The sequence below is a fragment of the Haloterrigena salifodinae genome (genome assembly GCF_003977755.1).
Lineage (GTDB): Archaea > Halobacteriota > Halobacteria > Halobacteriales > Natrialbaceae > Haloterrigena > Haloterrigena salifodinae.
The window spans coordinates 12,539-37,793 of sequence record NZ_RQWN01000003.1 but is presented as its reverse complement, the minus strand read 5'-3'; the positions used below and the strand labels follow the sequence as shown (position 1 = coordinate 37,793).

Sequence of the window (25,255 nt, the reverse complement as noted above, 5' to 3'; positions counted from 1 at the left end):
TGGAGAAACGGAACGTCGCACGATTTCACTGTTTCTTACACGCGCCTAGAACAGATCTGACGATCCAGCACCTATATTTGGAAAATAACCAAATTGTATTCATAAAACTGTGTGTACGTAGGCGTATGGAGCAAGTATTATTCGGGGCAGTCATCGTGTTTTGGATCGCTCTCGGATGGAGTCTCCTTCGATGGCTGGTAACCGGCGAGATGCCGGATTTGCTCAAGAATCTCGGTTGATGTACCATCGCTATAAGCAGCAGGCCGAGTTCCGCGGAACCTGATTTCGAGGCGATTCATCCGAGAGATTCAGCAGTCACACAGCGAGCACTCACGCTTCGGTTTCCCAACTCCGGCGCGCACCACCGCAGAAATCAGTTCAGTTCAGTCTGCTCCGAGCGCCGACTATCGCAACTGGTACGATTCGTCTTCCTCGTCTAGATCGTCCAGCAACAGGATCTCGTCTTCCTCGTCCTCGAGTCGGTCCTGCAGCTCGTTGACGTAGCCCTTGTACTCGTCGAGTTGCTCTCGGAGGTGTTCGGCCTCGAGTTCGAGGCGCTCGTGTTCGCGGACGAAGCTCTTGCGGACCTCGACGGTCGGCGGAAACGTCTGCTCCCCGTCGTCGCTCCCCATCGCCTCGAGTTCGTCCTCGGGGACGACCTCGACCTGCCCGTCGTGTTCGACCAGTCGGTCGACGTAGTCTCGGAAGACGGCGGACAACGAGATGTCGCGCTCTTCGGCGATATCCTGGAGCGCCTCGAACGCGTCCTCGTTTACCCGAAACGAGATCGTCTTGTTCTTGTTGCCCATCTGTTTGTCGTCTATTCGTCGGGCATGACACTTAACGATTCGTCAGACGAGACCCTCGCTCGCGGTTCCGGGACCCGACCTGCTATTCCGCTCGAGGCCCAACGTCGACCATGCCTCCCGACACGCCGGGACTCCACCACGTCACGGGGCTGGTCGGCGACGCCCAGACGGCCGTCGACTTCTACGCGGGCGTCCTCGGCCTCCGCCTCGCGACCCAGACGGTGAACTTCGAGGACATCCTCCAGCACCACCTCTACTTCGGCGACGCGGTCGGCACGCCGGGGACGGTCCTGACCCACTTCCCGGACCCCCACGCCGATCCGGGCCGGGTCGGTAAACCGCAGGTCGCGTCGGTCGCGTTCGCCGTTCCCGCGGGCTCCCTCGAGTACTGGCGGGACCGACTCGTCGATTACGACGTCGCGGTCGAAGGCCCGCTCGAGCGCTTCGAGGAGCGCGTCCTGCAGTTCGAGGACCCCGCCGGGACGCAACTGGAACTCGTTGCCGGTCCGCCCGACGCGCCGGACCCGAGCGGCGTCGAACCGTGGACCGATGGCCCGGTTCCCGACGAATCTGCGATCCGCGCGCTCCACGGCGTCTCGACGCTGTCGGTCAATCCCTACGCGACCGCGAGTACGCTCGAGACGCTGGGCTTCGAGTACGAGTCCGAACTGGACGACCGAGCCCGGTACCGCGCCGCCGGCGATCGAGCGACGATCGTCGACGTGCTTGATCGGGACGCCGAGTTCGGCCGCGAGGGTCCCGGAACCCTGCACCACGTCGCGGTTCGCGTCGGGAGCGAGGACGACCTCCACGAGTGGCGGAAAATCTTCGACGACCGCGGCCATGACGTCTCGCGGGTCAAGGATCGTCACTTCTTCCATTCGCTGTACGTCCGCGAACCGGGCGGCGTCCTCTTCGAACTGGCGACCGAGAGCGACGGCGTCGCTGCCAGCGGTCCCGAGGGCGGCCCTGGCGAGTCGCTGCACCTGCCCGACTGGTTCGAACGGGATCGGGATCTGATCGAGAGCCAGTTGCCGGAACTGACGGTTCCGGAGGCAACTGCGCGCGACGGGGACACTGGCGCCGCCGACAGCGCCGACGCCGGTAGCGATCGATGACGGGACGTGACTCGGGCCGGTCGATGGACTCGGTTTCGGGACCCCACGCCGGCCAACCCTTGCTCACGGCCGGCGCGCCTGCGCTGGCCGCCGAAGCCGCACTCGTCGTCTGTCACGGCCGCGGCGCGACGGCCCAGGGCGTCGTCAACCTCTTCGAACCGGTCTCCCGCCACGGTCTCGCCGTCCTCGCCCCGCAGGCCGAGCGGAGCCGCTGGTACCCCCGTTCGGCCGCCGCGCTGCGAACCGAAAACGAGCCGTGGCTCTCCTCGAGCGTCGACTGCGTGGCTGCCGCTCTCGGAGCCGCGGCGGGGATCGGGATCCCACCGGAACGAACCGTTCTTGCGGGCTTCTCGCAAGGCGCTTGCGTCGCCGCGGAGTACGTCCGCCGGAACCCGAACCGCTACGGCGGGCTCGCTGTCCTCTCTGCGACGCTGCCGGGATCGGACGCCGAGCTCGAGGCGACCGATATCGACGGCTTGCTGGCGGAGACGCCGGTCCTGCTCGGCTACGGCGCCGAAGATCCACACGTCGATCCGTCGCGCGTCGCCGCGACGGCGCAAATCTTCGAACGAGCCGACGCCGCGGTCGACGAGCGGCGCTATCCCGAGACCGGTCACGAGGTCACCGACGACGAGTTCGCGGCGATCGGCGCGCTACTCGAGACCGCGCTCGAGGCGTAATCGGAGATCGGACGCGGATGCATCGCTCTCTGGGTTAAGCGGCGCGAAAAAGAACGAAACGGAGTTGCCGAACTCAGGCCGTCGCTTCGGCGTCGTCGGCCTCGACGTCCTCGAGTTGCTCGAGCGCCTGAATCACGTCGTTGCGGTAGTTGACGACCGGCGAGTCGTAGCGCTCGCGGGCCATCTGGGCGTACTCGTTGGTGGGCGCCGTCGAGCCGTTCTCGGGAGCCTCCTGTTCTTCTTCCCACTCCTCGAAGGCCTCGATGCGATCGAGGGTGCGTTCGGCGGTTTCGACGACCCAACGGTCGCGGGTGTCGTCGTCGACGACCGCGATGGATTCGGGGCGAACGGAGACGTTGACGCTGCCGTCGTCAGTCTCGTAGGTGCGGGGTTTGCCGACGATGGAGACGTATTCCGGCGGCTCCGTGTCCCGGAGCACCGATGCGGCCTCGGGCTGGTACTGACCGGCGTAGACGAAGAACGTCCCGGTCGGGTCGACGACCCGGCCGCGCCAGTACTCGCTGTCCTCGCCGACGTCCTCCGTTTCCGTGAGGGTTCCGACGATGAACACGCGGTTCGCGCGGTCGCCGGTCGGGAGCAGCGCGTAGTTGGGCGCGCGCTCGTCGTCGCTCTCTTTGAAGGTGTACGTCGAATCGTTGAATTCCGATGCGAAGACGCGGCGGGCGACTTCGCGGGTGAGTTCTGACTGGCTCATATCACATCGACCTCGCTCTGATCAGCAGCTGTTCGGCGTCGGCGGGCCCGTCGAGTTCCTCGACGTCGTCGGCCAGCACGTAGCGGCCGAAGGTCGGTCCCTCGATACGGTAGTAGGTGCCGACGATGTCCGCGGCGATCTCGTCGGCGACGATGGTCGTGTCCAGAGCGTCCATCGCCATATCCTTGGCCTCCTCTAAGCTCAGGCCCGTCAGGTCCTCGGTGGCCTCCTTGTCGAAGATGACCTCGTGGGCGTCGATCCCGTCGTCGACGACCGCCTTGATGCGGAGGTCGAACTCGCCTTCGACCTCGCCGTGTTCGTTACAGCGGCCGTTCTGCAGGACGCGCGTGCAGTCCTCTTTCGGGCAGCGCTTGATGAGGCCGCTGCCGCTTTGCATGTCCACGAGGGCGCCCTCGATCTCGCTGGTGTCGTCGCCGACCTCGAGGTCCTCGTCGAGCTCCTCGATCACCGTCGTCGAGTTAAGTTTGACCGAGTACCGGCCCTGGTACTCGTCGGTGACGACGTTGCGAAGGTCGTAGACCGCGCCCTCCTCGAGGGATGGCAGGTCTGATTTGGCCCACTTGGTGAACTTGATCGTGCCCGTCGGGTCGCCCAGCAGGCCGACCTGTGCGACGGAGTCGCTCCGGGGATCCCAGAGTTCGATGACCTTCGCGGTGAGGTCGATCCACTGTTCGGGCTCGTCGACGTCCTCGACGTTCACTTCCTCGCTGCCGCCCCGCGAGATGTCCTCTCGCTCGAGGCCGGCCTCTTCGAGGTAGTGGTTGGTGACGCTCCGGCGCGCCTCGTCGATGGGAACCTTGTACTCGTCGACGAGCGTCGTCAGTCGCTCCTCGACGTCGTCGACGCTCACGTCGATGTGATCCGAAAACTGGTCGTGTATGTCGTCCGCGTGCTGTCGTACGTCGCTCATTGTGTCACGCCTCCTCTTTCGTTTCACTGGGAGGCATATCTCGTTTCGCGCCCGATAGTATTTAAAGTACCGGCACCGGGGTGAAAGTGAACGTCGCGAGCCCGATCGAGGGGGCCGTTAGGTCGACTCGACGTCGATTTCGACGGCGTTCGGCAGGACCGCGTTCGCGGCGTACCCGCCCTCGTTCCAGGGGAACTCGTCGGCCTCGAGCGCGTCGCGCCAGGCGTCGGGATTGGAGATCCGCATCGGCTGTCGGCGGCCCTGATCGTCGGTCGCTCGCGAACAGAGAACGTGCGTCCCTGGCTGCGCGTCCCAGTCGTAACGGAACAGTCGCCACGCACCCGCGTAGTCGGGGCCGAACAGTTCCGCGTCGGCCCACGTGTCGCCGCCGTCGGTCGAGACCTCGACCCGCTCGACGCCGTCGTCGCCGGCCCAGGCGACGCCGGTGAGTTCGATCGTTCCGTCCTCGAGAGCGCTCACTGCGGACTCGCCGTCCGGAGCGCCGATGATCGACATCACGGTCTGGTCGAACGTGTAGGGATGATCGGGCTCGCCCGCCTCGAGTTGGGACCACGTATCGACCGTTTCGACGGTCTCGTTCGGTTCGGGGTCGACGTCGGCGGGGTGCATTCGGTAGGCCTCCTGCTGCCAGTAGGCGTGGTCACCGGGTCGATCCAGTGAGCCGTCGACGACCATCGTGTCCATCAGCCGGAGCTCCTCGACCCACTTGACGCAGTTGACGCCGTACCAGCCGGGAACGATCAGCCGAACCGGGAAGCCGTGTTCGCGGGGGAGCGGCCGGCCGTTCATCTCCGTGGCGAGGATGCAGTCCTCGAGCGCCTTCGAGAGGGGAATTGACCGCGCGAAGACGTCGTCGCCGTCCGAGGGGTCGCCACCGACGGCCGTGAGCCACGCGTCGCCGTCCGCGTCGTCAAGCCGACCGCGTAGTATCGAACTGAGCGGCGTGCCGGTCCAGATCGCCGTCCCCGCGGCCTCGAACCCCCATTGGACGCTTCCGGTCTCGGGGCGGTGCTGTCCGCGGCCGTTTCCGGCGCACTCCATCGTGTGGGCCACCGCGACCGTCGGGAACTCGTCGTTCAGGTCCGACAGCGAGTACTCGTCGTCGAGCCGTCCCGTCAGGGAGACCGTCCACGAGTCCGCGTCGGCGTCGGGAATGTCGTTGCGGTGGCAGACGAAGTGTTCCTCAACGGGCGTCAGCCAGTTCGCGTACGTTCGCCTGTCGGCCGCGCCGACGACGGTGTACTTGTCGGCCTCGTCGCGGGTCTCGCGGACGCCGCCGTCCTTTCGCTCGAGGATCGCGTCGATCTCGCCGCGGCGACTCTCTCGAGGTGTTTCCGTGCTCATAGTCACCACACAACACGAGCTGGCAAAACCCTTCGCCCCGACTCGAGCGGTCGCTCGTCGCCGGCCGGCCGAGACCGTTCCCGCGCCGACGAACCGCGGAACGGCGGCGACGGGACTATGTGGCCGGCGATCGAATCACGTCCAATGGCGGATCGTCGTCGGCTCGAGCGGTTCCTGCGCTCGAAGCTCCAGGAGGCTGGCGAGCAGTACGAACAGGTTCGGGGCTCGACGGGCGAGCAACTCGAGGAGGCCCGCGAGGCCTACGAAGTGGCGAAAAACGCCCGCGGCCTGCCGTCGGACGAGGCGGGACGGGCGAAGATCGTCTGCCGGCGTTATGCCGAACAGCGGGCGGCGATGCTCGACGACCAGTACCGGCCGGCGTGTTTCGAAGCGGGCCATCCCGACTGCGAGGGCTGTGCGGAGGACGTCCGCGAGGGACGGATCGAGACCTGGTAGCGACCGCCGCGTTGCCGGTAGTTAGTAGCGCGGTTTCGTTCTTCGAAGTTGTTCTCGGAGCCGAATCGTCCAATTTGGTAGCTATATCTGTGACTTCTGAGTGGGAACGCTGTTGACTCTCAGCAAAAATCGATAGGTTATAATCCTATAATAACACTCTTGAATAGAAACCTGGTTTTTAACACCCGCACGGGAATATCCACCAGTAATGGGGTCAGAAGACGAAGAAATCATTCGGATACTCATAGATGCAACCAACCGTGAAATTTTAACTGTTCTCAATGAATCTCATCGCGGCCTCTCTGTAACGGAGCTCGCTGAACACCTCGCTTCGGCGGACGAGCAGGAACTCGAGCGAACGATCGTTTCGCTCCATCACGAGTACCTTCCCCGACTCGACGAAGTCGGGCTCGTCGCGTACGACCACGATGAAAATACCGTCACCACCGGCCGTCGATCGGCGGATGACGCCGACTGGATGGACGTCGAAGCGCTCGACGAACTGCTCTCGCAGTTCGAGACGGGACGGAGACCGGACGAGCGTACCGTCGGGCGGCTCGAGGGTCGCGAAGCGGTGTACGACTATTGCCGAGAGCTGGCCGACAGAGCCGACGACGAACTCTTTCTGATCTACGCGTCCGACGAGTTACTCGACGAAGCGTGTGTCCCGCACGCGGAGAACGCCATCGACCGAGACGTCGAACTTCACGCCGGAACGAAAAACGACGCTGCTCGAGAGTTCTTTCGGGAGCGCCTCCCGGAAGCAACGATCTGGGAGCCACAGATGGATTGGATGTACGAACGAGCGAACTATCCCAAGGTGAGTCGGCTCATCGTCGCCGATCGGGAGACCGTCGTCGTCGGCCTCTGGGACGAGGACGCCACCGGATCGAGAACGGAGGTCGCGATGATCGGAGAGGGCCAGACCAATCCACTGGTGGTCCTCACGCGGGAACTGCTCGGCCCTCGACTGGACCATCTCGATTATCAGAGCGACGAGTTTCTCGGAAGTCTTCCGTTCGAAACGTAAGCTTCGGTCTCGTCGCGTCGAAGCGTTCGATACCGGCGTTTCCTGTACGCACCGCGATTTTCACACGCCTCCGGAAAAGAAATCGCCCTCGACTCCCGGTCAGGGCGTCGGACCGCTGCGACCGATCACTCGGGACCCGTGGGTTCGGTCTCGGCGTTGCCGTTCCCGTCGGACGGCCACACCGCCCAGACGACGATCGCGAGGACAATCGCGATGGCGAGGGCGACCCCTTCGAGGACCGAGAGCTCGATTCCGAACCACGAGAGCGCGGTGCGGAGTTCGACGACGATCGGGATGACGATCGCCGCGACGACGAGCAGGCCGGCCTTCGAGATGCGCATCTAGGAAATCACCTCCCGGACGGTCTCGAGGACGGCCGTGGTATCGGGAACGAGCGTGAGCTGTCGCCCCTCGATGCCGGGACCGAAGAGGCCGCCGTTCTCGATGATGCTCGCGAGCGGAAGCGTATACGCGAAGATTACGAGGACGATAGCGATGGCAGTCCAGAGTTTGAGGTTGTCGAGGATCTCGGGCGCGTCCTCGGGGCCCGAGAGCGTTCCGGCGTAGGTGTTGTCCGGGATGGCGTCGCTGGACCCGTTGAACGACGTCAGGACCATGTTCAGGAGGAACAGGGCCAGCGAGACGGTCAGGATCACGGCGCCGAGGGCGACCTGCGCGTTGATCTCGCCGACGGTCCCGGCGGCGGGTTCGAACTCGAAGCCGGAGTACTGCGGTTCGGCGGTCCGGCGGGGCATCCCGAACAGCCCCGAGCGGTGCATCGCGTTCGACATGAACGTCATGCCGATGAACCACAGCAGGACCTGCCCCAGCGCGACGGAGCGGTTCCACAGCGCCTTGCCGGTCACCTGCGGGATGAACCAGTAGGCCGCGGCCATGAACGTCAGCGCGACGGCGGTGCCGACGGTGAGGTGGAAGTGACCGACGACCCACCAGGTGTTGTGGACGAGGTAGTTGATGTTCATCCCCGCGTTGATCATGCCGGAGAAGCCGGCCGCGGCGAACATCAAGCCCGCCAGCGCCATGCCGGTAAAGACCGGGTCGCGCCATGGCAGCGCTCTGAGCCAGCCGAGGTAGCCCTCGCCGCCGCGCTGGCGCGCGCCGTGTTCCATGCTCGCGACGACGGTGAACGCGGTCAGCAGGCTCGGCAGCAACAGGAACATCGTGTTCGTCATCGCGATGAATTTGTACCCCTCAGCGATGCCGGGATCCAGATACTGGTGGTGGATGCCCAGCGGCGTCGAAAGCAGCAGGAACAGCACGAAGACGACGCGGGCAAGCGGGTCGCTGAACAGCTTCCCGCCGGAGAGCTTCGGCAGCATGATGTACCACATCATGTACGCCGGCATCAGCCAGAAGTAGACGACGGCGTGGCCGAAGTACCAGAACAGCGTCCGGGTCAACAGCGGGTTCACGGAGTCGACGATGCCCAACGACCACGGCAGCAGGAAGACGAGGATCGACAGGGCGACGCCGAACGTACAGACGTACCAGAACAGCGTCGTCGTCAACACCATGAACGTCGGCAGCGGGATCCGCTCGTCGGGGTTCTCGCTGCGCCAGGCCCACCACGTCCGGAACCAGTCGACGCCGGCCAGCCAGGAGCCGACGACGAACAGCACCAGCCCGACGTAGAAGAAGGGGTGGGCCTGCAGCGGCGCGTAGAACGTGAAGAGCACGTCCGCGTTCAGCGGCGCGCCGAGGATCTCAGGCGCGTCCTCGAGGAAGCCGGCGAAGATCGTGACGGCGGTGAGGACCGATCCGACGACCATCATGACGTACCACGACCAGGTGAAGCGGGTGTCGACGACGCCCCGCTCGAGGCTGGTCGTCACCGCCCAGGTGAAGATGCCCACGAGGAAGAAGATCGTGAACGTGATCGCCAGCAGGACGCCGTGGGCGGTCAACACGGTGTAGTAGTCCGCCGAATCGATAAAGCGGACGACGTCCGTCCGGTGGAGCGCCTGCACGAGTCCGAGCAGGCCGCCGATGGCCAGCGCGAGGAAGGAACTCCAGAAGGCGGCCTTGATCACCTTCGCCTCCGCGGGGAACTGATCGATGTAGGCGTTACGCATCGCCGTCACCTCCGTCGGAGCCGCCGTCACCGTCCGCGACGGTGAGCGTGCCGCGCTCCTCGTAGCCGGCGGCGGTCACCGTCCAGTCGTGGTCGCCCGCGCCGAGTTCGTCGGTGTCGACCGCGAACTCGACGGACTCGCTGCCGGCGCCGGAGATTGTGACGTCTTCTTCGTACCGCTGATCGCCGATCTCGAGAGTCGCGGTCGTCTCGAGGTCGGTCTGCATCCCGTCGCTGACGGTCGCGTTGATCGTTGTCTCGTTACCTGCCTCGACCTCGCTGGGGGCCTCGACGTCCAGTTCGGTCATGTTGAACTCGTCTTCGGGAACGACGTTCAGTTTCCCTTCCATGTTGTGGTGGCCCTGACCGCAGTACTCGTTACAGAGAATGCCGTACTCGCCCGGTTCGTCAAACTCGACGGTCATCTGCGAGACCTCGCCGGGGATGACCATCGTGTTAATGTTCGTTCCGACCACGGAGAAGCTGTGGGTCACGTCTCGGCTCGTGACGTAGAACGTCACTTCGCTGCCCGCCGGCACCTCGATCTCGCCCGGCGAGTACGACCACGCCTGTGCGACAACGTCGACCTCGTACTCGTCGCCACCGACGTGTGTGACGCCGGTGTCGCCGAACCGCTCGTGATCGCTGATCGCGTCGGGGTCGATCGAGCCGCCGTCGTCGTCAATCATCGAGACGCCCGGACCGACCGCGCCGTACGTGATCGTCGCGATGAAGCCGACGATCAACACCATCGCCGCGGCCAGCCAGAGCTTCTCGTAGGTGTGAATGTTCATGCCAGCCCCACCACCGTCACGAGCGTCCCGACGACGGTCGGTCCGTTGCCGAGGAACTCGACGAAGTACATGAACAGCCACAGCAGTACCAGTATCGCGAAGTAGATCGCGATCAGGATCAGCGTCCCGATCGGATCGTACTCGTCGTGACCGATCGTGCGAACCGGACCGGTCTCCCCAGAATCGGTCTCGGTGGCCTGATCGGTCGTCGGTTGTTCCGTTGCCGAACTCATACGCGTTGGTAGGGAACAGCGGCACCTTACGACCGATCGTAATTCCCGTCCGGTGAAAACAACTCGAGGTATTAAGCCGATGACAGCCCGAGAGACGGCTATGACCCTCGAGACAGTTACGCCGCGGTACGTGGCGGCCATCGGACTACTCGCGGTCGTGCCGGTTCTCGTCTACGGAGTCACGAACTCGGGCGTCGCCGGTCTCGTCAGCGCGGTCAACGTCGCGGTGATCATCGGTTCGTTGTACCTCGCGATGTCGCCGGTCGAGGGATCACACGGCGATCACGCCGCGAGCGAAAACGGGGCCGCCAGGTGACGCCTCGGCGACCGAACGACGGCCGGAGATGACCCTCGCAGCACTTGCGAGCGCCGGGCCGGGGCTCGGCCTCGAGCACGCGGACCTGATCGTCCTCTTCGTCGTCGGCCTGCTCGCCGGCGCCCACTGTCTGGGGATGTGCGGGCCGCTGGTAACGGCCTACGCCGACCGGATTGGCGCCGCCGGCGACAAGCGCCGCGACGATACGCTCACCGGCTACGAGGTGCGCCAGCACGCGCTGTTCAACCTCGGACGGACGGCGAGCTACGCGACGATCGGGGCCCTCTTCGGCCTCCTCGGCGCGGCGACGGTCGCCTCGAGCGAGGCCGTCGCCGCGGTCGGCGACTCCGTCAGGGGCGCGACGGGAATCCTCGTCGGGATCGCCATCATCGCGAGCGGACTCTACTACGTCCGCGGTCGGACGGCCGTCCCGGGTCACGATCTCCCCCTCGTCGGGACGTTGTTCCGTCGCCTCTCGGCGCTGCTCTCGAGTCGGATCGATCGGCTCGCGACGTCGCCGGGGATCGCTGCGCTCGGCGCGGTCCACGGCCTCATGCCGTGTCCGATCATCTACCCGGCGTACCTCTATGCGTTCGCCGTTGGCTCGCCGACTCGCGGGGCGCTCTCGCTTGCCGTCCTCGGACTCGGGACGATCCCGACGCTGTTCGCCTACGGCACCGTCCTGACCGCCGTCGAGTCGGCGACGCGCGTCCGCCTCCACCGCGGGCTCGGCGTCGCCTTCGTCGTCCTCGGCTACGTCCCGCTCTCGCACGGGCTGATGCTGTACGGAATTCACCTGCCCCACCCGCCGCTGCCGTTCGCACCACCGTTCTAACGATGTGTCCAGACTCACGGAACCCAGACTCGTCGGAACGCCCGCACACGCCCGCACCGTCGTCGCCGGCCGAGGGGAGCGACGGCTGTGACCTCTGTGACCTGCCGCTTCCGTCGGCGCCGATCACCGACCCCGACCCCGACGTCGACGGCACCTACTGCTGCCGGGGCTGTCTCGAGGTCGCGCGAACCCTCGAGCGGCGCGACGACGGCCCCGACGAGGCGGCGGTTCGATCGCGACTAGACGGGGCCGAGGCGACGGACGGCCGCGACCTCGACGACCTCGACGGCGAGGACGCCTTCCTCGCGGTCGACGGCATGCACTGCTCGACCTGCGAGGCGTTCCTCGAGTCGGTCGCCGAGCGCCAGGCGGGCGTGCGGGGCGCGACGGCGAGTTACGCGACGGATACGATCCGGATCGTCTACGATCCCGACCGGCTCGCGGCCGACAACCTCCCCGAAATCGTCTCGGGCTACGGCTACACCGCGGCCGATCGATCGGCCGCCGACGGCGACGCGGGCGACGACGACGGGCTCGCCCGGCTGCTGCTCGGCGGCTTCTTCGGCATGATGGTCATGGTCTGGTACGCCCTCTTTCTCTACCCGACCTACTTCGACCTCGAGCCGGTCGTCGCCTTCAGCGGCTACGAGCTCGCGTTTTTGTCTGCGAATATCTGGGCGTTCACGTCGTTCATCCTCTTCTACACCGGATATCCGATCCTCCGGGGCGCGTACGTCAGCCTCCGGGCGGGTCGGCCGAACATGGACCTGCTCGTCGCAACGGCCGCACTCGGCTCGTACGGCTACAGCGCCGCGGCGATCCTCCTCGGCGAGAGCCACCTCTACTTCGACGTCACCGTCGCCATCGTCCTCGTCGTCACCGCGGGCACCCACTACGAGCGGGCGGTCAAGCGCCGCGCCACAGGGCTGCTCTCGGAGCTGACCGAACGGCAGGTCGACGAGGCCCGCCTCGAGAGCGGCGAGACGGTCCCGCTCGAGGCCGTCGAGCCCGGCGATCGGCTGCTCGTCCGCCCCGGCGAGCGGGTCCCCCTTGACAGCGAAGTTCTCGAGGGGTCGGCCGCGGTCGACGAGTCGCTGGTCACCGGCGAGTCCCTCCCCGTCCGGAAGTCACCCGGCGACGAACTCCGCGGCGGCACTGTCGTCACCGACGCGCCGATCGTCCTCGCGGTCGGCGACGAGGCCGAGAGCACGCTCGATCGGCTCGTCTCGCTGCTCTGGTCGATCCAGAGCGCCCGACCCGGCGTCCAGCGGCTCGCGGACAAGCTCGCGACGGTGTTCGTCCCGCTAGTCGTCGCCCTCGCCGTCTCTACGGCCGCCGTCCTGCTCGCGACCGGCTCGAGCCCGTCGACCGCCCTCCTGATCGGGCTGACGGTCGTCATCGTCTCCTGTCCCTGCGCGCTCGGGCTGGCGACGCCGTTGGCGATCGCCGCGGGGGTGCAGGCCGCCGCGAAGCGCGGGATCGTCGTCGCCGCGGAGACGATCTTCGAGGACGCACAGGACGTCGACGTCGTCGTGCTGGACAAGACGGGGACACTGACGACCGGGGAAATGGCCGTCGAGGGCGTTCACGTCGTCGACGGAACCGACTCAGACGAGTTGCTTCGGCGAGCCGGCGCGGTCGAATCGCTGTCGGAGCACCCGGTCGCCGCCGCCGTCGTCGAGGCGGCGCCCGTCGCCGCGGCCGACGGCGGTGGTCTCGAGGCCGAAAATGACGGTGGGACCGTGGCCGGCGCCGAGGGGTCCACAACCGTCGACTCGTTCGAGCGAGCCGACCGCGGCGTCAGCGGCGTCGTCGACGGCGATCGCATCGTCGTCGGCCATCCCGACTTCTGCCGCGAGCGCGGGTTGGCGGTTCCCGGCGCCCTCGAGTCACCGATCGACGACACTCGCGCGGCCGGTCGCGTCCCGGTCGCCGTCGGCTGGGACGGCCGGACCCGCGGCGTCATCGCGGTCGGCGATTCGGAACGCGAAGAGGTCGACGCGGCCCTCGAGACGCTCTCGTCGGGTCGCGATATCGTCGTCCTCACCGGCGACGAGGGGCCGGCCGCCGAGCGGTTCCGCGCGGTCGACGGCGTCGACGAGGTCTTCGCGGGCGTCCCGCCGGAGGCGAAAGCCGAGACCGTCGATCGCCTCCGCACGCGCGGGACGGTCGCGATGGTCGGCGACGGGAGCAACGACGCGCCCGCGCTGGCCGCCGCCGACGTCGGCATCGCGATGGGCGGCGGGACCCAACTCGCGACCGACGCGGCCGACGCGGTGATCGTCGGCGACGACCTCGAGGCGGTCGGCGAGACGCTCGCGATCGCCGCGAGCACGCACCGGCGCATTCGCCAGAACCTCGGCTGGGCATTTTGCTACAACGCAGTGGCGATCCCGCTGGCGGTCGCCGGCCTGCTGAACCCCCTCTTCGCTGCCGTCGCGATGGCCGCGAGCAGCCTGCTGGTCGTGCTCAACTCCTCGCGCTCGATGCGGTAACGTAACTCCGGTGGCGACCCCTACTCGGCGCTGGCGTCGTCATCGCCGTCGGTGTCGGCATCCCCATCCCCAGTGCCGTCGCTGCCGACCGCCCCGTCTTTGGTCACGACTCGCTCGACGACCCGACGCTCGCCGTCCTCGTAGACGTAGGTCGTCTCCGGCTCCTCGTCGCGGGTCTGCCGATGGCTCCCGTCGCAGAACGGAAACGACTCAGACAGGCCGCACCGACAGACCGCGATGTCTCCCTTCTCGTCGTCGATATCAGATGGCTCGAGCTTTCTCGGTCCCGTCTCCTCGAGTTCGACCAATCGCGTCATGGCCGTCGATTCGGGACCGGCGGGCAAAAGACTCGGGTGTCCACGCGTCGGTTCGATTCGCCTCGAGATCGCGGTCGCAGCCGGCCGGTTCGTCGTGAACGCAAGCTACTTGGTTCCCGTTCGTAATTTTCGACGTACGGACACCATGAGTTTCCACGACGCAGGAACGTCGATCGCCATCTCGCTTGCCGTCGTTAAGACCCTCATCCTGCTCGTGGGCAGCTTCATCACCTTTCTCGCGTTCAAAGCCTACCGCCGGACGCGCCAGCGCGCGCTCGGACTCCTGGCCGCCGGCTTCGGCCTCGTCACGCTCGGCCTCGTGCTCGCCGGGCTGCTGTACGAAATTCTCGGGGTCTCGCTGATGATGGGTATCCTGCTCGAGAGCCTCCTGATGCTCGTGGGCTTCGTCATCATCGCCTACTCGCTGTACGTGACGTAGCGCGGCGACGACACACCGTGCTGACGACGAGACGGGCGGCCGCCGAACGCCGCGAGAAACTAAGGCGCTGCGTCCCGCGAGTGCGAGCCGTGACCGAAGACCACGACGCCGCTCGGTCGGGTTCGGGCCCGTCTCAAGACGACGACGTTAGATCGGACGGACTCGCGCCGGTCGTTCGGTCGGTCGTCGAGGAACTGTCCCCCGGACGGGCCTTCGACGTCGCCACCGGCACCGGTCGGAACGCCCTTGCTCTGGCGGAGCGCGGCTGGACCGTCGACGCCGTCGATCTCTCGAGCGCGAAGCTCTCGCGGGCCCGCGAGCGGGCGAGCGAACGTGGAACGACCGTCAACTGGATTCTGGCCGACGCCGATCGCTACTGCGTCCCCGAGGGGAGCTACGACCTCGTAACGGTGAGTTTCTTCGACGCGCGCGATCGGCTGCCGGCCCTGATCGACGCCCTCGCGCCAGGGGGCGTCCTCTGCTACGAACACTACCTCGCGTCGGCGGAGCGCGACGCCGGCCCGGGCGATCGGTTCCGGTTCGATTCGAACGAACTGCTGGCGGCGTGTTCGGAGCTCGCGATCCTCTACTACGCCGAACGCCGGGTCGGCGACGAGCCGCGCGTCACGCTGGTCGCCCGGAACGAAACGGGCGTTCCGCGGTGGCGCCCGCAGCTTTCGCCGTCGCTCGACGACGCCTAAGTCACAGCCACGTCGGCCCCGACACGTCCTCGTCGGCCCCTTCGTGCCAGGTGTGGGCGGGCGTCCAACCGAGCACGTCGGCGGCCTTCGCGTTCGACAGCGCCGACTCCTTGCCCTCGAGATCGACCGCGCCGGGGATCGGCCCGCAGACCGTCTCGACGAGTTCCGCGGTCGGCCGCCCGAGGTAGTTCTCGTCGGCGACGCAGAGGAACTCCTCGTGACCCTCGAGGTCGGTCGCCAGCGCCGCTTCGATCATCCGCGCGACGTCGCGCACGTCGACGTAGGACGCGAAGTTGCCGGTCGGCTCCTCGCTCGAGAGATCCGAGCCGTCCTCGGTCGGGCGCGCTCGTTCCTTCGTCGGCGAAAAGATCGTCGCCGGCCGGATCGTTGCGACCGAGATCCCGTACCGGCGGGCCATCGATTTCGCGATCTCCTCGCCGCAGACCTTCGAGAGCCCGTAGGCGTCCTCGGGCCGGCGGTCGTGGGCCTCGTCGATCGGCAGGTAGTCCGGCGTCCACGTCGACTCCGCGAACAGCGCGCCGTAGGTCGCCTGCGAGGACGACCAGACGACGTCGATCCCCTCCCGGCCGGCCGCCTGTAGGACGTTGTACGCGCTCGTGACGTTGTTCTCGAAGAGCCGCGTCGACGGGTTCTCGAGGGGATCCGAGAGCGCCGCCAGGTGGACGACAGCGTCGGGATCGACCTCGGCGATCGTCTCCCAGGTGTCGACGCCCTCGGTCAGGTCGACGGCCCGAAAGTCGACGTTAGCGCGCACGCCGTCGGGTCGATCGAAATCGACGCCGACGACGTCGACGCCGCGATCCGCCAGTCGATCGACGACCCACGACCCGACGTCGCCGGTCGCCCCCGTGACGATCGCGGTCTCGATATCGTACTCGAACTCCGGCGTCGATAGCTCGGTCTCGGCCATACCGGTCGTCCAACGGTCACCCACTAAACCGTGGTTCCAAACTGCACCTCGAGAAGGGAGACGGCGGGACCCGTCCGCTGTGATTGCGACGCGGTCGTCAGCGTCCGATGCCGCGTCGTTCGTCTATTGCTCGTCGTCCCGCTCGCCGTCGTCACCCTCGGAATCGGCGGCCGAATCAGCTTCGCGGTCGCCCCGCGGCGGCGCCTCCTCCGCCATCGGTTCGGGGTCGGTCCCCTCAAGCGAGGGATAGGCCTGCTCCGGATCGGGGCCCGTCGCCTCGCTGGCCTCGTCGGCCATCGCGGCCGCCGAAAGGTCGACTTCGACGTGGTCGTTGTCCGTCCCCGGATCCGACTCGGCGCGGCGCGGATCCTCGTCGGTCTCCTCGAGGTGGGGCTTTGGCGACGCGCTCTCCTCTCGGTCCGTCGTGAACCGCACGTCCCCTTCGTCGGGAGCGGTCTCGGTCTCGACATCGAGCTCTCCCGACACACCGCGAGGATTCGTCTCGGACTCGTGGAGCACGTCGGAGCGCTCGCGGTTGGCTCGAGCGTTGTCCGAACCCTCGCCGCCCTCGTCGCCGATCCCGATCGACTCGGTGTCGTCGTACGCGCCTGACTCGTCGCCCACCGATCCGGACACGTCGTCGCTCGAGCGCCGTTTTCGGAGGCCGATTCCGAGGAGTGCGCCTCCGGCGAACGCGCGGAGACTGGCGCGGCGTCGATTCCGTCCCGCCGACCGGACCGCATCGACGAGCAGGGCGGTACCGGTCAGTATCGGGAGAACCCCGTTCTGGATCTGGGCGAGAACAGTTGAGCGGATCCCGCTCGAGTCGGCCTCCAAGTCTGTCTCGTCGGTTCCGTACGTCGCCTCGAGGTCGGCCGTGTCGGTGCTGTGAGAGGACATAGTGAATCGTTGTGAGAGTCGGTCCGCACTGGCCGTTCGGTCGGCTCGAGCGGTTGTACGAGTTTGCGACGGTTGAATCCCAGCCCCGCCACTGCTACCCGTCCGGATTCGGAAACTGGGCGACGGACTCACCGTCAAATGAAGTATCACCGGTTAAGAGACAGCAACAACGCTCTGTGTGGAAGTTCTCGAGAAAAGCCTAGGCCGGGATTTGAACCCGGGCTCTCGTCCTTACCAAGGACGCGCTTTACCGCTAAGCTACCCAGGCGCGCACTTCTTCGTTGACTCGAGTCGTCTTTAGGGCTTTCGATTTGCCGTGGGGCGTGGGGCTGTGTAGCGGGCCACTCGAACCCACGCTCTCAGGGATCGGTCGCCGATGTGGCTCGATCGGTCGTTGGATCCTCGAGGGACTGTTCGGAGGGCATCGGCTCGAAATCGGCAAGACAGTCCGCGGCCGGCGGGAAGGAGGTGCCGACGGTCTCGGCGAGGGTCTCGGCGGTGGCGAGCAGCCGATGGGACGGCGCGTCACCGACCGCGGCGGCGCCTGTGCGGACCGCGAGTTCGAGGATATCGCGCTCGAGGTTGGCGTCGATCGCCGTCGCCTCGCCGTCGTCCGGTGCGGGCTCGCCGTCGGCACCGGCGACCCCCGCACTCGAGCGATCAGCGACCGCGTCGCGGCGGGTCTGGTCGCGCCCGAATTTCTGGACGGTTCGGACCGCCTTGCCGGCGGCGTCGGTGCGAGCGAGCAGGTAGAAGCCGCGGGCCACGAGGATATCAGCGGCGAGGATCGCGAGGTCGCTCTCGTCGTCGCCGTTCCCGTCGGGGGCCCAGGGTTCGTCGTGGGCGAGCGACCGCGTCAGTCGCAGCCCCTCGTAGATGAGCTGGACGCCGGCCGCCTGGGTGGCGAGCCCGTCGGTATCGCGGTCGCCGTCGCGGCCGCGGCGCTGTGCGTGACCGCGGTCGGTCTCCGCGCTGCGCTCGGAGTCGGCGACGGCGCGCCCGTCGGCCGTCGTCGCGGCGCTCTCGAGTGTCAGTACGCCGGGGACCATCGATGCTTCAGTGAGGGTGGTCTCGATGCGGTCGTGCAGCGCCGGCGGCTCCACGTCCGCGACGGCTTCGGAGGCGGCACGCCGACAGCTGTCGGCTCGATCCATTGATAGCGGGTTACGACGGGGGAGCCAAAGACCTTTGGAAACGTCCGGTAGACTCGCCCACATGATCGATGTGGACAGTAACGCCGACCGATCGATTCGAACCGTGACGATCGACCGCCCCGACGCGCGCAACGCCCTGACCGTCGCGGGCCTCGAGGCCCTCGAGACGGCGATCGAAGACGCCGAGGAGCCAGTGATCTACCTTCGCGGACGCGGCGGAGCGTTCTCCGCGGGCGCGGACCTCGAGGCGGTCGCCGATCTCGACGGCGACAGCGAGCGGGCCGTCGAGTTCGCCCGGCTGGGCCAGCGCGTCGCCCGGACGATCGAGGACTCGCCGGCCGTCGTCGTCGCCGGCATCGACGGCCCCGCCCGCGGCGGCGGCCTCGAGCTCGCGCTGGCCTGTGACGTCCGCGTCGGAACGCCCGACTCGACCTACGGCGAACCCGGCGTCACGTTTGGCCTGTTCGGCGCGTGGGGCGGTACCGTCCGACTGCCTCGCGTGCTCGGCGAGGGGGACGCCCTCGAGTTCGCGCTCTCGGGGCGAGCCGTCGACGCCGACGCCGCCCTGCGCATGGGCCTCATCTCGAGAATCGACGCCGAGCCGCGGACGGTCGCCGAGGAGATCGCCGAGAACGCGCCCGACGCGCTCGCCGTCCTGAAACGACGCATCAGGGACGACAGCGAGCGCGCGACGCAGGAACGTCGCGAGGCGCGGGCGTTCGGCGACCTCGTCGCGACCTACGCGGACGATATCGACGCCGTCCTCGAGTAGCGACTGGCGACCGAGCCGACGGTGCCACGAGAACCGTAGCTCCAGAAATGTTTTTCACGTTTCACGATGAGGGTGGACCAATGCCCGACTCGGTGTTCCTCTCCGGCGACAGCGTCGATCTCCGACCGATCGAGGAGGACGACCTCGAGTTCCTGCGGCCGGCGGTCAACGACCGGCTCGTCTGGCGACCGATCGGACGGTCCCGTCCCGTCAACCGCGAGCAGGAACGGGAGTTCTTCGAGGATGTCGTCTGCGACGACGACACGGTGAACCTCCTGATCGTCACCGATTCGACACCGGTCGGGACGGTCGCCTTCAACGGGATCGACTGGGAAGCAGATCGGGCGGAAATCGGCTACTGGATCGCGCCCGACCACCACCGGCAGGGATACGCCACCGACGCGGTCGAGCGGTTCGTCACCTACGGCTTCGACCAGCTTGGCCTGCACAAGATCACGGCCCGCGTGTTCGAGTTCAACGAGGGCTCGCAGCGGCTGCTCGAGTCGATCGGATTCACCAAAGAGGGAATTCATCGCGACGAGGTGTTCGTCGACGGCGACTACCAGGACACGTACTGGTACGGGCTCCTCGAGCCGAACTGGCGCTCGCGAGTCGACTGACCGCGCTCAGTCCAGTTGCTCCGGCGCCGGCGGCACCCGCCGTTTGTGTTCGCTGCGTTCGTACATTCCGCGGACCTTCTCGACGGTCTTCGCCTCGACCTCGAGCAGGCGGGCCGTCGCGTCGACCGACAGCGGGCCGTCGATATGGGTCGCCAGAATCGAGTCGAGCGTCTCGTAGCTGACGCCCATCTCGTCCTCGTCGGTCTGGTCGGCCCACAGCTCCGCGGTGGCCGTCTTCGCGGCCAGTTCCTCGGGGACGCCGACGTGGCGGGCCAGCTGGCGGACCTGTGCCTTGTAGAGGTTGCCGATCGGGTGGCAGTCGACCGCGCCGTCGCCGTACTTGGTGAAGTAGCCGACCGCGGCCTCGCTGCGGTTGCCCGTGCCCAGAACTAGCCGGTCCTCGTGGTTCGCCACGAGGTAGTTCAGGACGGCCCGAACGCGTGCGCGGGCGTTCCCGACGGCCTCGCGGTCGCCCTCCGCTTCGGGGTAGGCCTTCAGCAGGGTGTCGACGATCGGCTCGACCTCGATGACGTCGTAGCTGATCTCGAGGTTCTGGGCGACGCGTTCGGCGTCGCTCATGTTCCCCTCGCTGCTGACCCGGGCCGGAAGGACGAGTCCGTGGACGTTCTCGGCGCCCAGCGCCTCGACGGCGAGGTGGGCGGTGAGCGTGCTGTCGATCCCCCCGGAAAGTCCGAGGACGGCGCCGTCGGCCCCCGCGGCGTCGATTTGAGACTGAACGAAGTCGGTGAGGTGGTCGCGTCGCCGTTCCAGTTCCGCCTCCGAGAAGCGAAGGTCGAGCATCTGTCTGGGCGTTCGTACGGCTGGCCCGTCCTAATAGCCTCCCCTCGCCGGCAAAAAGTGGACGACCGTCCGATCGATGACCCGTCGCGGGGAACGGCCTCGGGGAGGGGCGGGACGGTGAAGCGAAATCGGCCGCGAGGCGTCGGTGAGCGCCGGTGGTGAGCGAATTCGAGAAGTTGCGAGCCACGGGAAACGAGCGAACGAAATGAGTGCGGGTGGCCTCATGGGAGGCGTGAACTGCCTAGGTCGGCAGCGGGTTCAATTCCGGCCGGCGCAGCTCCCGTTTCCGTGTTCGGTCCCGCTGTGACGCCACAGTAGCGACTCGAGCGAATTCCGTCTCCGAGAACCGCAGCCGGGAACTATTCTCCCCAGCCAAACTGTGTTCCACGTTAACCCCCACCAATCACTAAATACGCTGACGGAGAACGCTCTTCTATGCAGGCGATCAAACAACGCGACTTCGAAACCGACGTCCAGCGGGAAGTGTACGACTTCGTCGAGCGAAACGGGGCCGTCGAACGACAACAGTTGAAAGCGGAGTTCGGGTTCGACGACGACGAACTCGAGGAGACGCTCTCGACCCTCGAGGACGACGGGTACGTCGAGACCGAGGAGGGACTCGTGCGGTTGGCGATCGACATCGGCGAAGAGAAGACGCACGCGACCGACGAACTGGAGTATACGATCCGGCCGGCCGAACAGAGCGATCTGCAGGGGATCGTGGGCGTGATGCGACAGGTCGCCGAAGAGAACGACTACCTCGTCGCCGAGACCGTCGTCGACCTGCTCGACCACGAGGAGGTCGTCTTCCGACACAACGACATCACGTCTCGGATCTTCTTCGTCGCGACGGTCGACGACGACGTCGTCGGCTGGGTCCACCTGCAGGCGCCCAATTACGCGAAGCTCTCGCACACCGCGGAGCTGACCATGGGCGTACTCGAGGAGTACCGCGGTCACGGGATCGGAAGCAATCTCCTCGAGCGGGGGCTCCAGTGGGCCACCGAGAACGAGTACGATAAGGTGTACCAGAGTCTGCCGGCGACGAACCAGGACGCCATCCGGTTCCTCGAGGAACACCGCTGGGAGACCGAGGCGATCCGCAAGGCCCACTACAAGATCGACGACGAGTACGTCGCCGAACAGATGATGGCGGTCATGACCGGCCAGTCCCCGCTCGCGTCGTGATCGCACCGTTACCCGTAACTGGTGAGCCGTCAGCCGTCGGAGCCGCCGTCCGTTTCTTTTAATACGAACCGGCGCCTCACCTCGATACAAGCGCCGGTGATGAGACGGACGACGTCCGTCGAATGACGGCGCGAACGAAGTGAGCGCCGGTGGTCCAGTGGTAGGACTCGAGCTTCCCAAGCTCGCGGCCCGGGTTCAATTCCCGGCCGGCGCATTTTTGCGACGAACGAACGTGAGGAGCGAATGCGCCATAAGGAGAATTGAATCACGCAAGACCGAACGAAGTGAGGTCTTGCCATCGGGTTCAATTCCCGGCCGGCGCATACTTCTCCCGCTCACTCGCAGCCGAGTAGTGACGCGAATCGCCGCGATACGACGTGTTATTACTCGCTATCCGTCGGGAATTAGAAACTCCAGCCAAAAACCAGTCATCTACTCGGCCGCGACGGCTGTGGTGATCCCGTTCGCGTTCGCGCCGGCAGCTAGATGCCCATCGCTTCGATCTGCTCCTGATACCGATTTCGAATAGTCACCTCGGTCACCTGTGCGACCTCGGCGATCTCGCGCTGGGTCTTCTTCTCGTTACAGAGCAGCGAGGCGGCGTAGATCGCGGCGGCGGCGTAGCCCGTGGGCGACTTGCCCGACAGCAGTCCCTTCTCGGTCGTCGTGTCGATGATCTCGGTGGCCTTGGCCTGGACCTCCTCCGAGAGGTCGAGCTCCGAGCAAAAGCGCGGCGTGTACTGTTTCGGATCGACGGGCTCCATCTCGAGGCTGAGCTCCTGGGCGACATAGCGGTAGGTGCGGCCGATCTCCTTGCGCTCGACGCGGGAGACGGCGGCGACCTCCTCCAAGCTGCGGGGGATGCCCTCCATGCGGCAGGCGGCGTAGAGGGTGCTGGTGGCGACGCCCTCGATGGAGCGCCCGCGGATGAGGTCCTCGTCGAGCGCACGCCGGTAGATGACGCAGGCGACCTCGCGGACCGACCGCGGAATGCCAAGCGAGGAGGCCATCCGATCGATCTCGCTGAGAGCGAACTGCAGGTTGCGTTCGCCGGCGTCCTTGGTGCGGATGCGTTCCTGCCACTTGCGCAGGCGGCGCATCTGGCTGCGCTTGTCCGCGGAGATCGAGCGGCCGTAGGCGTCCTGGTTCTTCCAGTCGATGGAGGTCGTCAGCCCCTTGTCGTGCATCGTCTGGGTCGTCGGCGCGCCGACGCGGGACTTGCTCTGTCGCTCCGAGTGGTTGAACGCGCGCCACTCCGGCCCGTGGTCGATGTTCGAGCCCTCGACGACGAGTCCGCACTGATCGCAGACGAGTTCGCCCTGATCCTCGCTCGTGACGAGCGTTCCGTCGGAACACTCGTCACACGCCCGCTCGCGCTCGCGTTGATCTGTGGTTTCGGTCGATTCTGATTCGCGTTCGCGCTGGCGGGATGGGCGAGCCATTTCGTATAGACAATGACGGCCGAGGCTTTTAGATGTCGCCCTCCACGGATCGGCCGTTTTTCAGACGACTCTGACCGGAAAAACGCCGCGAATCCCCCTCAGAAGTAGCCTAACAGCGTTCCGGAGAGGACGAGCACCCAGAGTGCGACGCCCGCGACCAGCATATCGTTGAACCGCGACTCGCGGGTCGCGCGTTTGGCCGCGCCGCCGGCGATCAGTCCCAGCGCGACGACGACGAGCATGCGCTGGAGGACGACATCGACGGGCAGCGAATCGACGCCGAGATAGCCGTAGTCGAGCCAGATCGCGGCGGCCAGTGAGCCCGCGGCGACGAGCGCGGCGTCGAGCCGGCGCGTGAGCGTCCCGGCGACCAGGTAGGTCGCGGTCGGAATCCCGACGGCGAGCACCGGGTACAGCAGGCCGGCGATCTGGTGTGGGGTGAGGAAGTCGGCGCGGCGCTCGAGGCCGAGGCCGCCGAAGCGCACGGCGAAGTAGAGCCCGACGATGGTGCCGACGAGGAGCAGATGGCCGACCTCGATCCGGTCGTAGGCGGCTGCGATCCGCCGGCGGTCGACGTCCGTCAGGTGGTCGTCGATGGCCGACGGCGCTCGGTCGGCGATGCGTTCGGGGTCGGTCTGGCTGCCGGTGTCGGCCCGCAGCAGCCGATCGCGTCTGCGCGCGACGAGTCCGACGGTCCCGGGCAGAAGGATCATCCCGGTGAGATCGACGACGGTCGCCCAGCCGTCGGCGTCGCTGGAGTTCCTGTTGTTCAGGTACACTCTGCGGACGTCCTCCTCAACGTCGACCCGCGGATGCTTCATGAAGTCGTTCTCGATTTTCGTCTGCGCGTCCTGGGAGCCGTGGACGCGGTGGCGGAGCGTGAACCAATCGAAGTGTTCCGAGTGGGTCTGCATGATCACCCACTGGTCGTCCTCGTTGGGGCTCTCGTAGAGCCTGATGTGGTAGCGCTGGCCGTAGTAGTCGCCGTCCTCGAGTTGCCGCGTCTCGGTCGTCCAGTAGCCGGACTCGTTGGGTCCGGGATCGAGGTAGGCGTAGCGAGTGCCGCCGTCGGCTTCGCCCCACTCGAGGTTCGGGATGGGACCCGACGAGTCGTTGGCTGCCTCAGAGTCGTTGGCCGCCTCGGAGTCGTTGACGGTGTCGTTCGCGGGCGGCTCGTCGACGGTCGGCTCGTTGCCCGCCGTCTCGTTGTCCTCGGCCTCAGGATCGGGTTCGGGATCGTCGGAGCGGTTGCCGCCGCCGGTGAGCGTGTAGGTCTCCGGTCCCGCTTCGACCTCGCTCTCGTTGATTTCGGCCCAGTCGCCGTCGCTGGCTTCGGTCAGCACCCGCTCGACGTCGTCGACGTCGCCGCGAACGATCACGTTGATCGGGCTCCGCTGCTTGAACCGCTCCTCGGGGCTCAAGTATCGCCAGAACCGACTGTCGGAGTCCTCGAGTTCGGTCATCTTGGGCGATACCTCCGTCTCGTTCGGGGAGACGGACTCGGTCGAGGGAGAGAACAGCAGCGAGGGGCCGCCGACGAAGAGCAGGGCGAGAACGAGTAACGCGAGCGCAATCACGAGCGATCGACGCATGTTCTCCCTACTAGCGACGGCTTACACATCAATCTATGTGGTTGCAGACCCCGGTTAGCCCTCGACGTCCGGCCCGACGGTCAGGACGGGCGTGGGAGCCTCGCGAACGACCCGCTGGGAGACGCTTCCGACGACGTTGGTCTCGTACTCGTCGCCGCTGGTCCCCATTACGATCATATCGACGTCGTGGTCGGCCGCGTAATCGACGATGCATTCGGCGGGGTGGCCCGTGTCGGTGGCCGTCTCGACCGCGAGGTCGCGGGCCGCCGCGCTCGTCGCGACGTCGTCGATCGCGTTGCGGGCGTTCGCTCGCAGGTCTTCGCGGACCGTCTCGACGCGGTCTTCGTCGAGGACGAGGAACGCGCGGTCGTCGACGACCGAGAGGACGTGGACCGTCGCCGACCGCGTCGCTGCGATGTCGATCGCGTGGCTCGCGGCGACCGCTGCCTGGTCGCTGCCGTCGGTTGGAACGAGGAGTGTCTCGTACATCGGGCGTATGCGAGACACTCGTCCGCGGTGAAAAAGCGAT

Annotated in this window: 28 protein-coding genes and 2 tRNA genes; 13 read left to right on the top strand and 17 right to left on the bottom strand. The window is 66.6% G+C overall.

The annotated features are described in order from the left end of the window. Positions 1–404: 404 nt before the first annotated feature. Positions 405–809: a CopG family transcriptional regulator gene (locus EH209_RS14745; protein ID WP_126663653.1), complete on the bottom strand. Its 405-nt coding sequence runs from the start codon at positions 807–809 to the stop codon at positions 405–407. Positions 810–919: 110 nt separating this feature from the next. On the opposite strand from EH209_RS14745, the gene EH209_RS14740 reads away from it, so the two are divergent. Next, positions 920–1,927 (top strand): VOC family protein, encoded by a 1,008-nt coding sequence (locus EH209_RS14740; RefSeq protein ID WP_126663652.1) that lies wholly within the window; start codon positions 920–922, stop codon positions 1,925–1,927. Continuing rightward, positions 1,924–2,607, top strand: a complete 684-nt coding sequence (locus EH209_RS14735; RefSeq protein ID WP_126663651.1) for an alpha/beta hydrolase — start codon at positions 1,924–1,926, stop codon at positions 2,605–2,607. The genes EH209_RS14740 and EH209_RS14735 overlap by 4 nt, the downstream gene beginning before the upstream one ends. Positions 2,608–2,680: 73 nt before the next feature. Here EH209_RS14735 and EH209_RS14730 read toward each other — a convergent pair whose 3' ends face one another. The 3 genes from EH209_RS14730 to EH209_RS14720 form a co-directional block, all read right to left on the bottom strand. After that, entirely contained in the window at positions 2,681–3,322 is a 642-nt protein-coding gene (locus EH209_RS14730) for an RPA family protein (protein ID WP_126663650.1), read from the bottom strand. Between the two features lies 1 nt (position 3,323). Further along, positions 3,324–4,253, bottom strand: a complete 930-nt coding sequence (locus EH209_RS14725; protein WP_126663649.1) for a replication factor A — start codon at positions 4,251–4,253, stop codon at positions 3,324–3,326. A gap of 117 nt (positions 4,254–4,370) precedes the next feature. Then, positions 4,371–5,618 carry a sulfite oxidase gene (locus EH209_RS14720; RefSeq protein WP_126663648.1) on the bottom strand — a complete coding sequence of 416 codons (1,248 nt, stop codon included), beginning with the start codon at positions 5,616–5,618 and terminating at the stop codon, positions 4,371–4,373. 144 nt (positions 5,619–5,762) lie between these two features. On the opposite strand from EH209_RS14720, the gene EH209_RS14715 reads away from it, so the two are divergent. Together EH209_RS14715 and EH209_RS14710 are read left to right on the top strand one after the other, a co-directional pair. Further along, positions 5,763–6,074 (top strand): DUF7091 family protein, encoded by a 312-nt coding sequence (locus EH209_RS14715; protein WP_126663647.1) that lies wholly within the window; start codon positions 5,763–5,765, stop codon positions 6,072–6,074. Positions 6,075–6,282: 208 nt separating this feature from the next. Then, positions 6,283–7,104 carry a DUF7344 domain-containing protein gene (locus tag EH209_RS14710; protein ID WP_126663646.1) on the top strand — a complete coding sequence of 274 codons (822 nt, stop codon included), beginning with the start codon at positions 6,283–6,285 and terminating at the stop codon, positions 7,102–7,104. Positions 7,105–7,229: 125 nt separating this feature from the next. On the opposite strand, the gene EH209_RS14705 is transcribed toward EH209_RS14710, so the two are convergent. The 4 genes from EH209_RS14705 to EH209_RS14690 are packed head-to-tail and all read right to left on the bottom strand — an operon-like array spanning position 7,230 to position 10,223. Beyond that, the gene (locus EH209_RS14705) at positions 7,230–7,445 is read right to left on the bottom strand and encodes a CbaC protein (RefSeq protein WP_126663645.1); all 216 of its coding nucleotides are present in this window, start codon (positions 7,443–7,445) and stop codon (positions 7,230–7,232) included. Further along, positions 7,446–9,197, bottom strand: a complete 1,752-nt coding sequence (locus tag EH209_RS14700) for a b(o/a)3-type cytochrome-c oxidase subunit 1 (RefSeq protein WP_126663644.1) — start codon at positions 9,195–9,197, stop codon at positions 7,446–7,448. Then, positions 9,190–9,990 (bottom strand): cytochrome c oxidase subunit II, encoded by an 801-nt coding sequence (locus tag EH209_RS14695; RefSeq protein WP_126663643.1) that lies wholly within the window; start codon positions 9,988–9,990, stop codon positions 9,190–9,192. The genes EH209_RS14700 and EH209_RS14695 overlap by 8 nt, the downstream gene beginning before the upstream one ends. Beyond that, positions 9,987–10,223 (bottom strand): hypothetical protein, encoded by a 237-nt coding sequence (locus EH209_RS14690; RefSeq protein ID WP_126663642.1) that lies wholly within the window; start codon positions 10,221–10,223, stop codon positions 9,987–9,989. The genes EH209_RS14695 and EH209_RS14690 overlap by 4 nt, the downstream gene beginning before the upstream one ends. Before the next feature lie 100 nt (positions 10,224–10,323). Between EH209_RS14690 and EH209_RS14685 the strand changes: the two genes are divergently transcribed. From EH209_RS14685 to EH209_RS14675, 3 genes are read left to right on the top strand one after another with little or no spacing between them, the layout of a single operon-like run. Further along, a complete protein-coding gene (locus EH209_RS14685) occupies positions 10,324–10,539 on the top strand; it encodes a cytochrome-ba3 oxidase subunit (protein ID WP_126663641.1) in 216 nt (71 codons plus the stop codon). A 28-nt stretch (positions 10,540–10,567) separates the two neighbouring features. After that, the gene (locus tag EH209_RS14680; RefSeq protein ID WP_126663640.1) at positions 10,568–11,374 is read left to right on the top strand and encodes a sulfite exporter TauE/SafE family protein; all 807 of its coding nucleotides are present in this window, start codon (positions 10,568–10,570) and stop codon (positions 11,372–11,374) included. A gap of 2 nt (positions 11,375–11,376) precedes the next feature. Continuing rightward, positions 11,377–13,869 carry a heavy metal translocating P-type ATPase gene (locus EH209_RS14675; protein WP_126663639.1) on the top strand — a complete coding sequence of 831 codons (2,493 nt, stop codon included), beginning with the start codon at positions 11,377–11,379 and terminating at the stop codon, positions 13,867–13,869. A 20-nt stretch (positions 13,870–13,889) separates the two neighbouring features. Here the strand turns inward: EH209_RS14675 and EH209_RS14670 are convergent, their stop codons facing one another. Beyond that, positions 13,890–14,186: a CDGSH iron-sulfur domain-containing protein gene (locus EH209_RS14670; RefSeq protein WP_126663638.1), complete on the bottom strand. Its 297-nt coding sequence runs from the start codon at positions 14,184–14,186 to the stop codon at positions 13,890–13,892. Positions 14,187–14,331: 145 nt separating this feature from the next. Here EH209_RS14670 and EH209_RS14665 point away from each other — a divergent pair, with 145 nt between their 5' ends. Together EH209_RS14665 and EH209_RS14660 are read left to right on the top strand one after the other, a co-directional pair. Further along, a complete protein-coding gene (locus EH209_RS14665) occupies positions 14,332–14,625 on the top strand; it encodes a DUF7521 family protein (RefSeq protein WP_049914174.1) in 294 nt (97 codons plus the stop codon). Between the two features lie 80 nt (positions 14,626–14,705). Next, positions 14,706–15,326 (top strand): class I SAM-dependent methyltransferase, encoded by a 621-nt coding sequence (locus EH209_RS14660; RefSeq protein ID WP_249038832.1) that lies wholly within the window; start codon positions 14,706–14,708, stop codon positions 15,324–15,326. Between the two features lies 1 nt (position 15,327). On the opposite strand, the gene EH209_RS14655 is transcribed toward EH209_RS14660, so the two are convergent. The 4 genes from EH209_RS14655 to EH209_RS14640 form a co-directional block, all read right to left on the bottom strand. After that, on the bottom strand, positions 15,328–16,257 hold the full coding sequence (locus EH209_RS14655; RefSeq protein ID WP_126663636.1) for an NAD-dependent epimerase/dehydratase family protein: 930 nt from the start codon (positions 16,255–16,257) through the stop codon (positions 15,328–15,330). A 123-nt stretch (positions 16,258–16,380) separates the two neighbouring features. Then, positions 16,381–17,157, bottom strand: a complete 777-nt coding sequence (locus EH209_RS24110; protein ID WP_164722055.1) for a hypothetical protein — start codon at positions 17,155–17,157, stop codon at positions 16,381–16,383. A 196-nt stretch (positions 17,158–17,353) separates the two neighbouring features. Further along, positions 17,354–17,425: transfer RNA gene (locus EH209_RS14645), tRNA-Thr, on the bottom strand. 91 nt (positions 17,426–17,516) lie between these two features. Beyond that, positions 17,517–18,311: a DUF7114 family protein gene (locus EH209_RS14640; RefSeq protein ID WP_126663635.1), complete on the bottom strand. Its 795-nt coding sequence runs from the start codon at positions 18,309–18,311 to the stop codon at positions 17,517–17,519. A gap of 61 nt (positions 18,312–18,372) precedes the next feature. Between EH209_RS14640 and EH209_RS14635 the strand changes: the two genes are divergently transcribed. Continuing rightward, positions 18,373–19,083 (top strand): enoyl-CoA hydratase/isomerase family protein, encoded by a 711-nt coding sequence (locus EH209_RS14635; RefSeq protein WP_126663634.1) that lies wholly within the window; start codon positions 18,373–18,375, stop codon positions 19,081–19,083. 80 nt (positions 19,084–19,163) lie between these two features. Next, positions 19,164–19,703 carry a GNAT family N-acetyltransferase gene (locus EH209_RS14630; RefSeq protein ID WP_126663633.1) on the top strand — a complete coding sequence of 180 codons (540 nt, stop codon included), beginning with the start codon at positions 19,164–19,166 and terminating at the stop codon, positions 19,701–19,703. Between the two features lie 6 nt (positions 19,704–19,709). Here the strand turns inward: EH209_RS14630 and EH209_RS14625 are convergent, their stop codons facing one another. Next, the gene (locus EH209_RS14625) at positions 19,710–20,504 is read right to left on the bottom strand and encodes an NAD+ synthase (RefSeq protein WP_126663632.1); all 795 of its coding nucleotides are present in this window, start codon (positions 20,502–20,504) and stop codon (positions 19,710–19,712) included. Positions 20,505–20,939: 435 nt separating this feature from the next. Here EH209_RS14625 and EH209_RS14620 point away from each other — a divergent pair, with 435 nt between their 5' ends. Together EH209_RS14620 and EH209_RS14615 are read left to right on the top strand one after the other, a co-directional pair. After that, positions 20,940–21,692: a GNAT family N-acetyltransferase gene (locus EH209_RS14620; protein ID WP_126663631.1), complete on the top strand. Its 753-nt coding sequence runs from the start codon at positions 20,940–20,942 to the stop codon at positions 21,690–21,692. A 143-nt stretch (positions 21,693–21,835) separates the two neighbouring features. Then, positions 21,836–21,906: transfer RNA gene (locus EH209_RS14615), tRNA-Gly, on the top strand. 268 nt (positions 21,907–22,174) lie between these two features. Here EH209_RS14615 and EH209_RS14610 read toward each other — a convergent pair. The 3 genes from EH209_RS14610 to EH209_RS14600 form a co-directional block, all read right to left on the bottom strand. Next, positions 22,175–23,134, bottom strand: a complete 960-nt coding sequence (locus EH209_RS14610; protein WP_126663630.1) for a transcription initiation factor IIB — start codon at positions 23,132–23,134, stop codon at positions 22,175–22,177. 98 nt (positions 23,135–23,232) lie between these two features. After that, complete coding sequence (locus EH209_RS14605; protein ID WP_126663629.1) at positions 23,233–24,726, bottom strand: hypothetical protein; 1,494 nt, start codon at positions 24,724–24,726, stop codon at positions 23,233–23,235. 54 nt (positions 24,727–24,780) lie between these two features. After that, the gene (locus tag EH209_RS14600; RefSeq protein ID WP_126663628.1) at positions 24,781–25,215 is read right to left on the bottom strand and encodes a universal stress protein; all 435 of its coding nucleotides are present in this window, start codon (positions 25,213–25,215) and stop codon (positions 24,781–24,783) included. Positions 25,216–25,255: the final 40 nt, after the last annotated feature.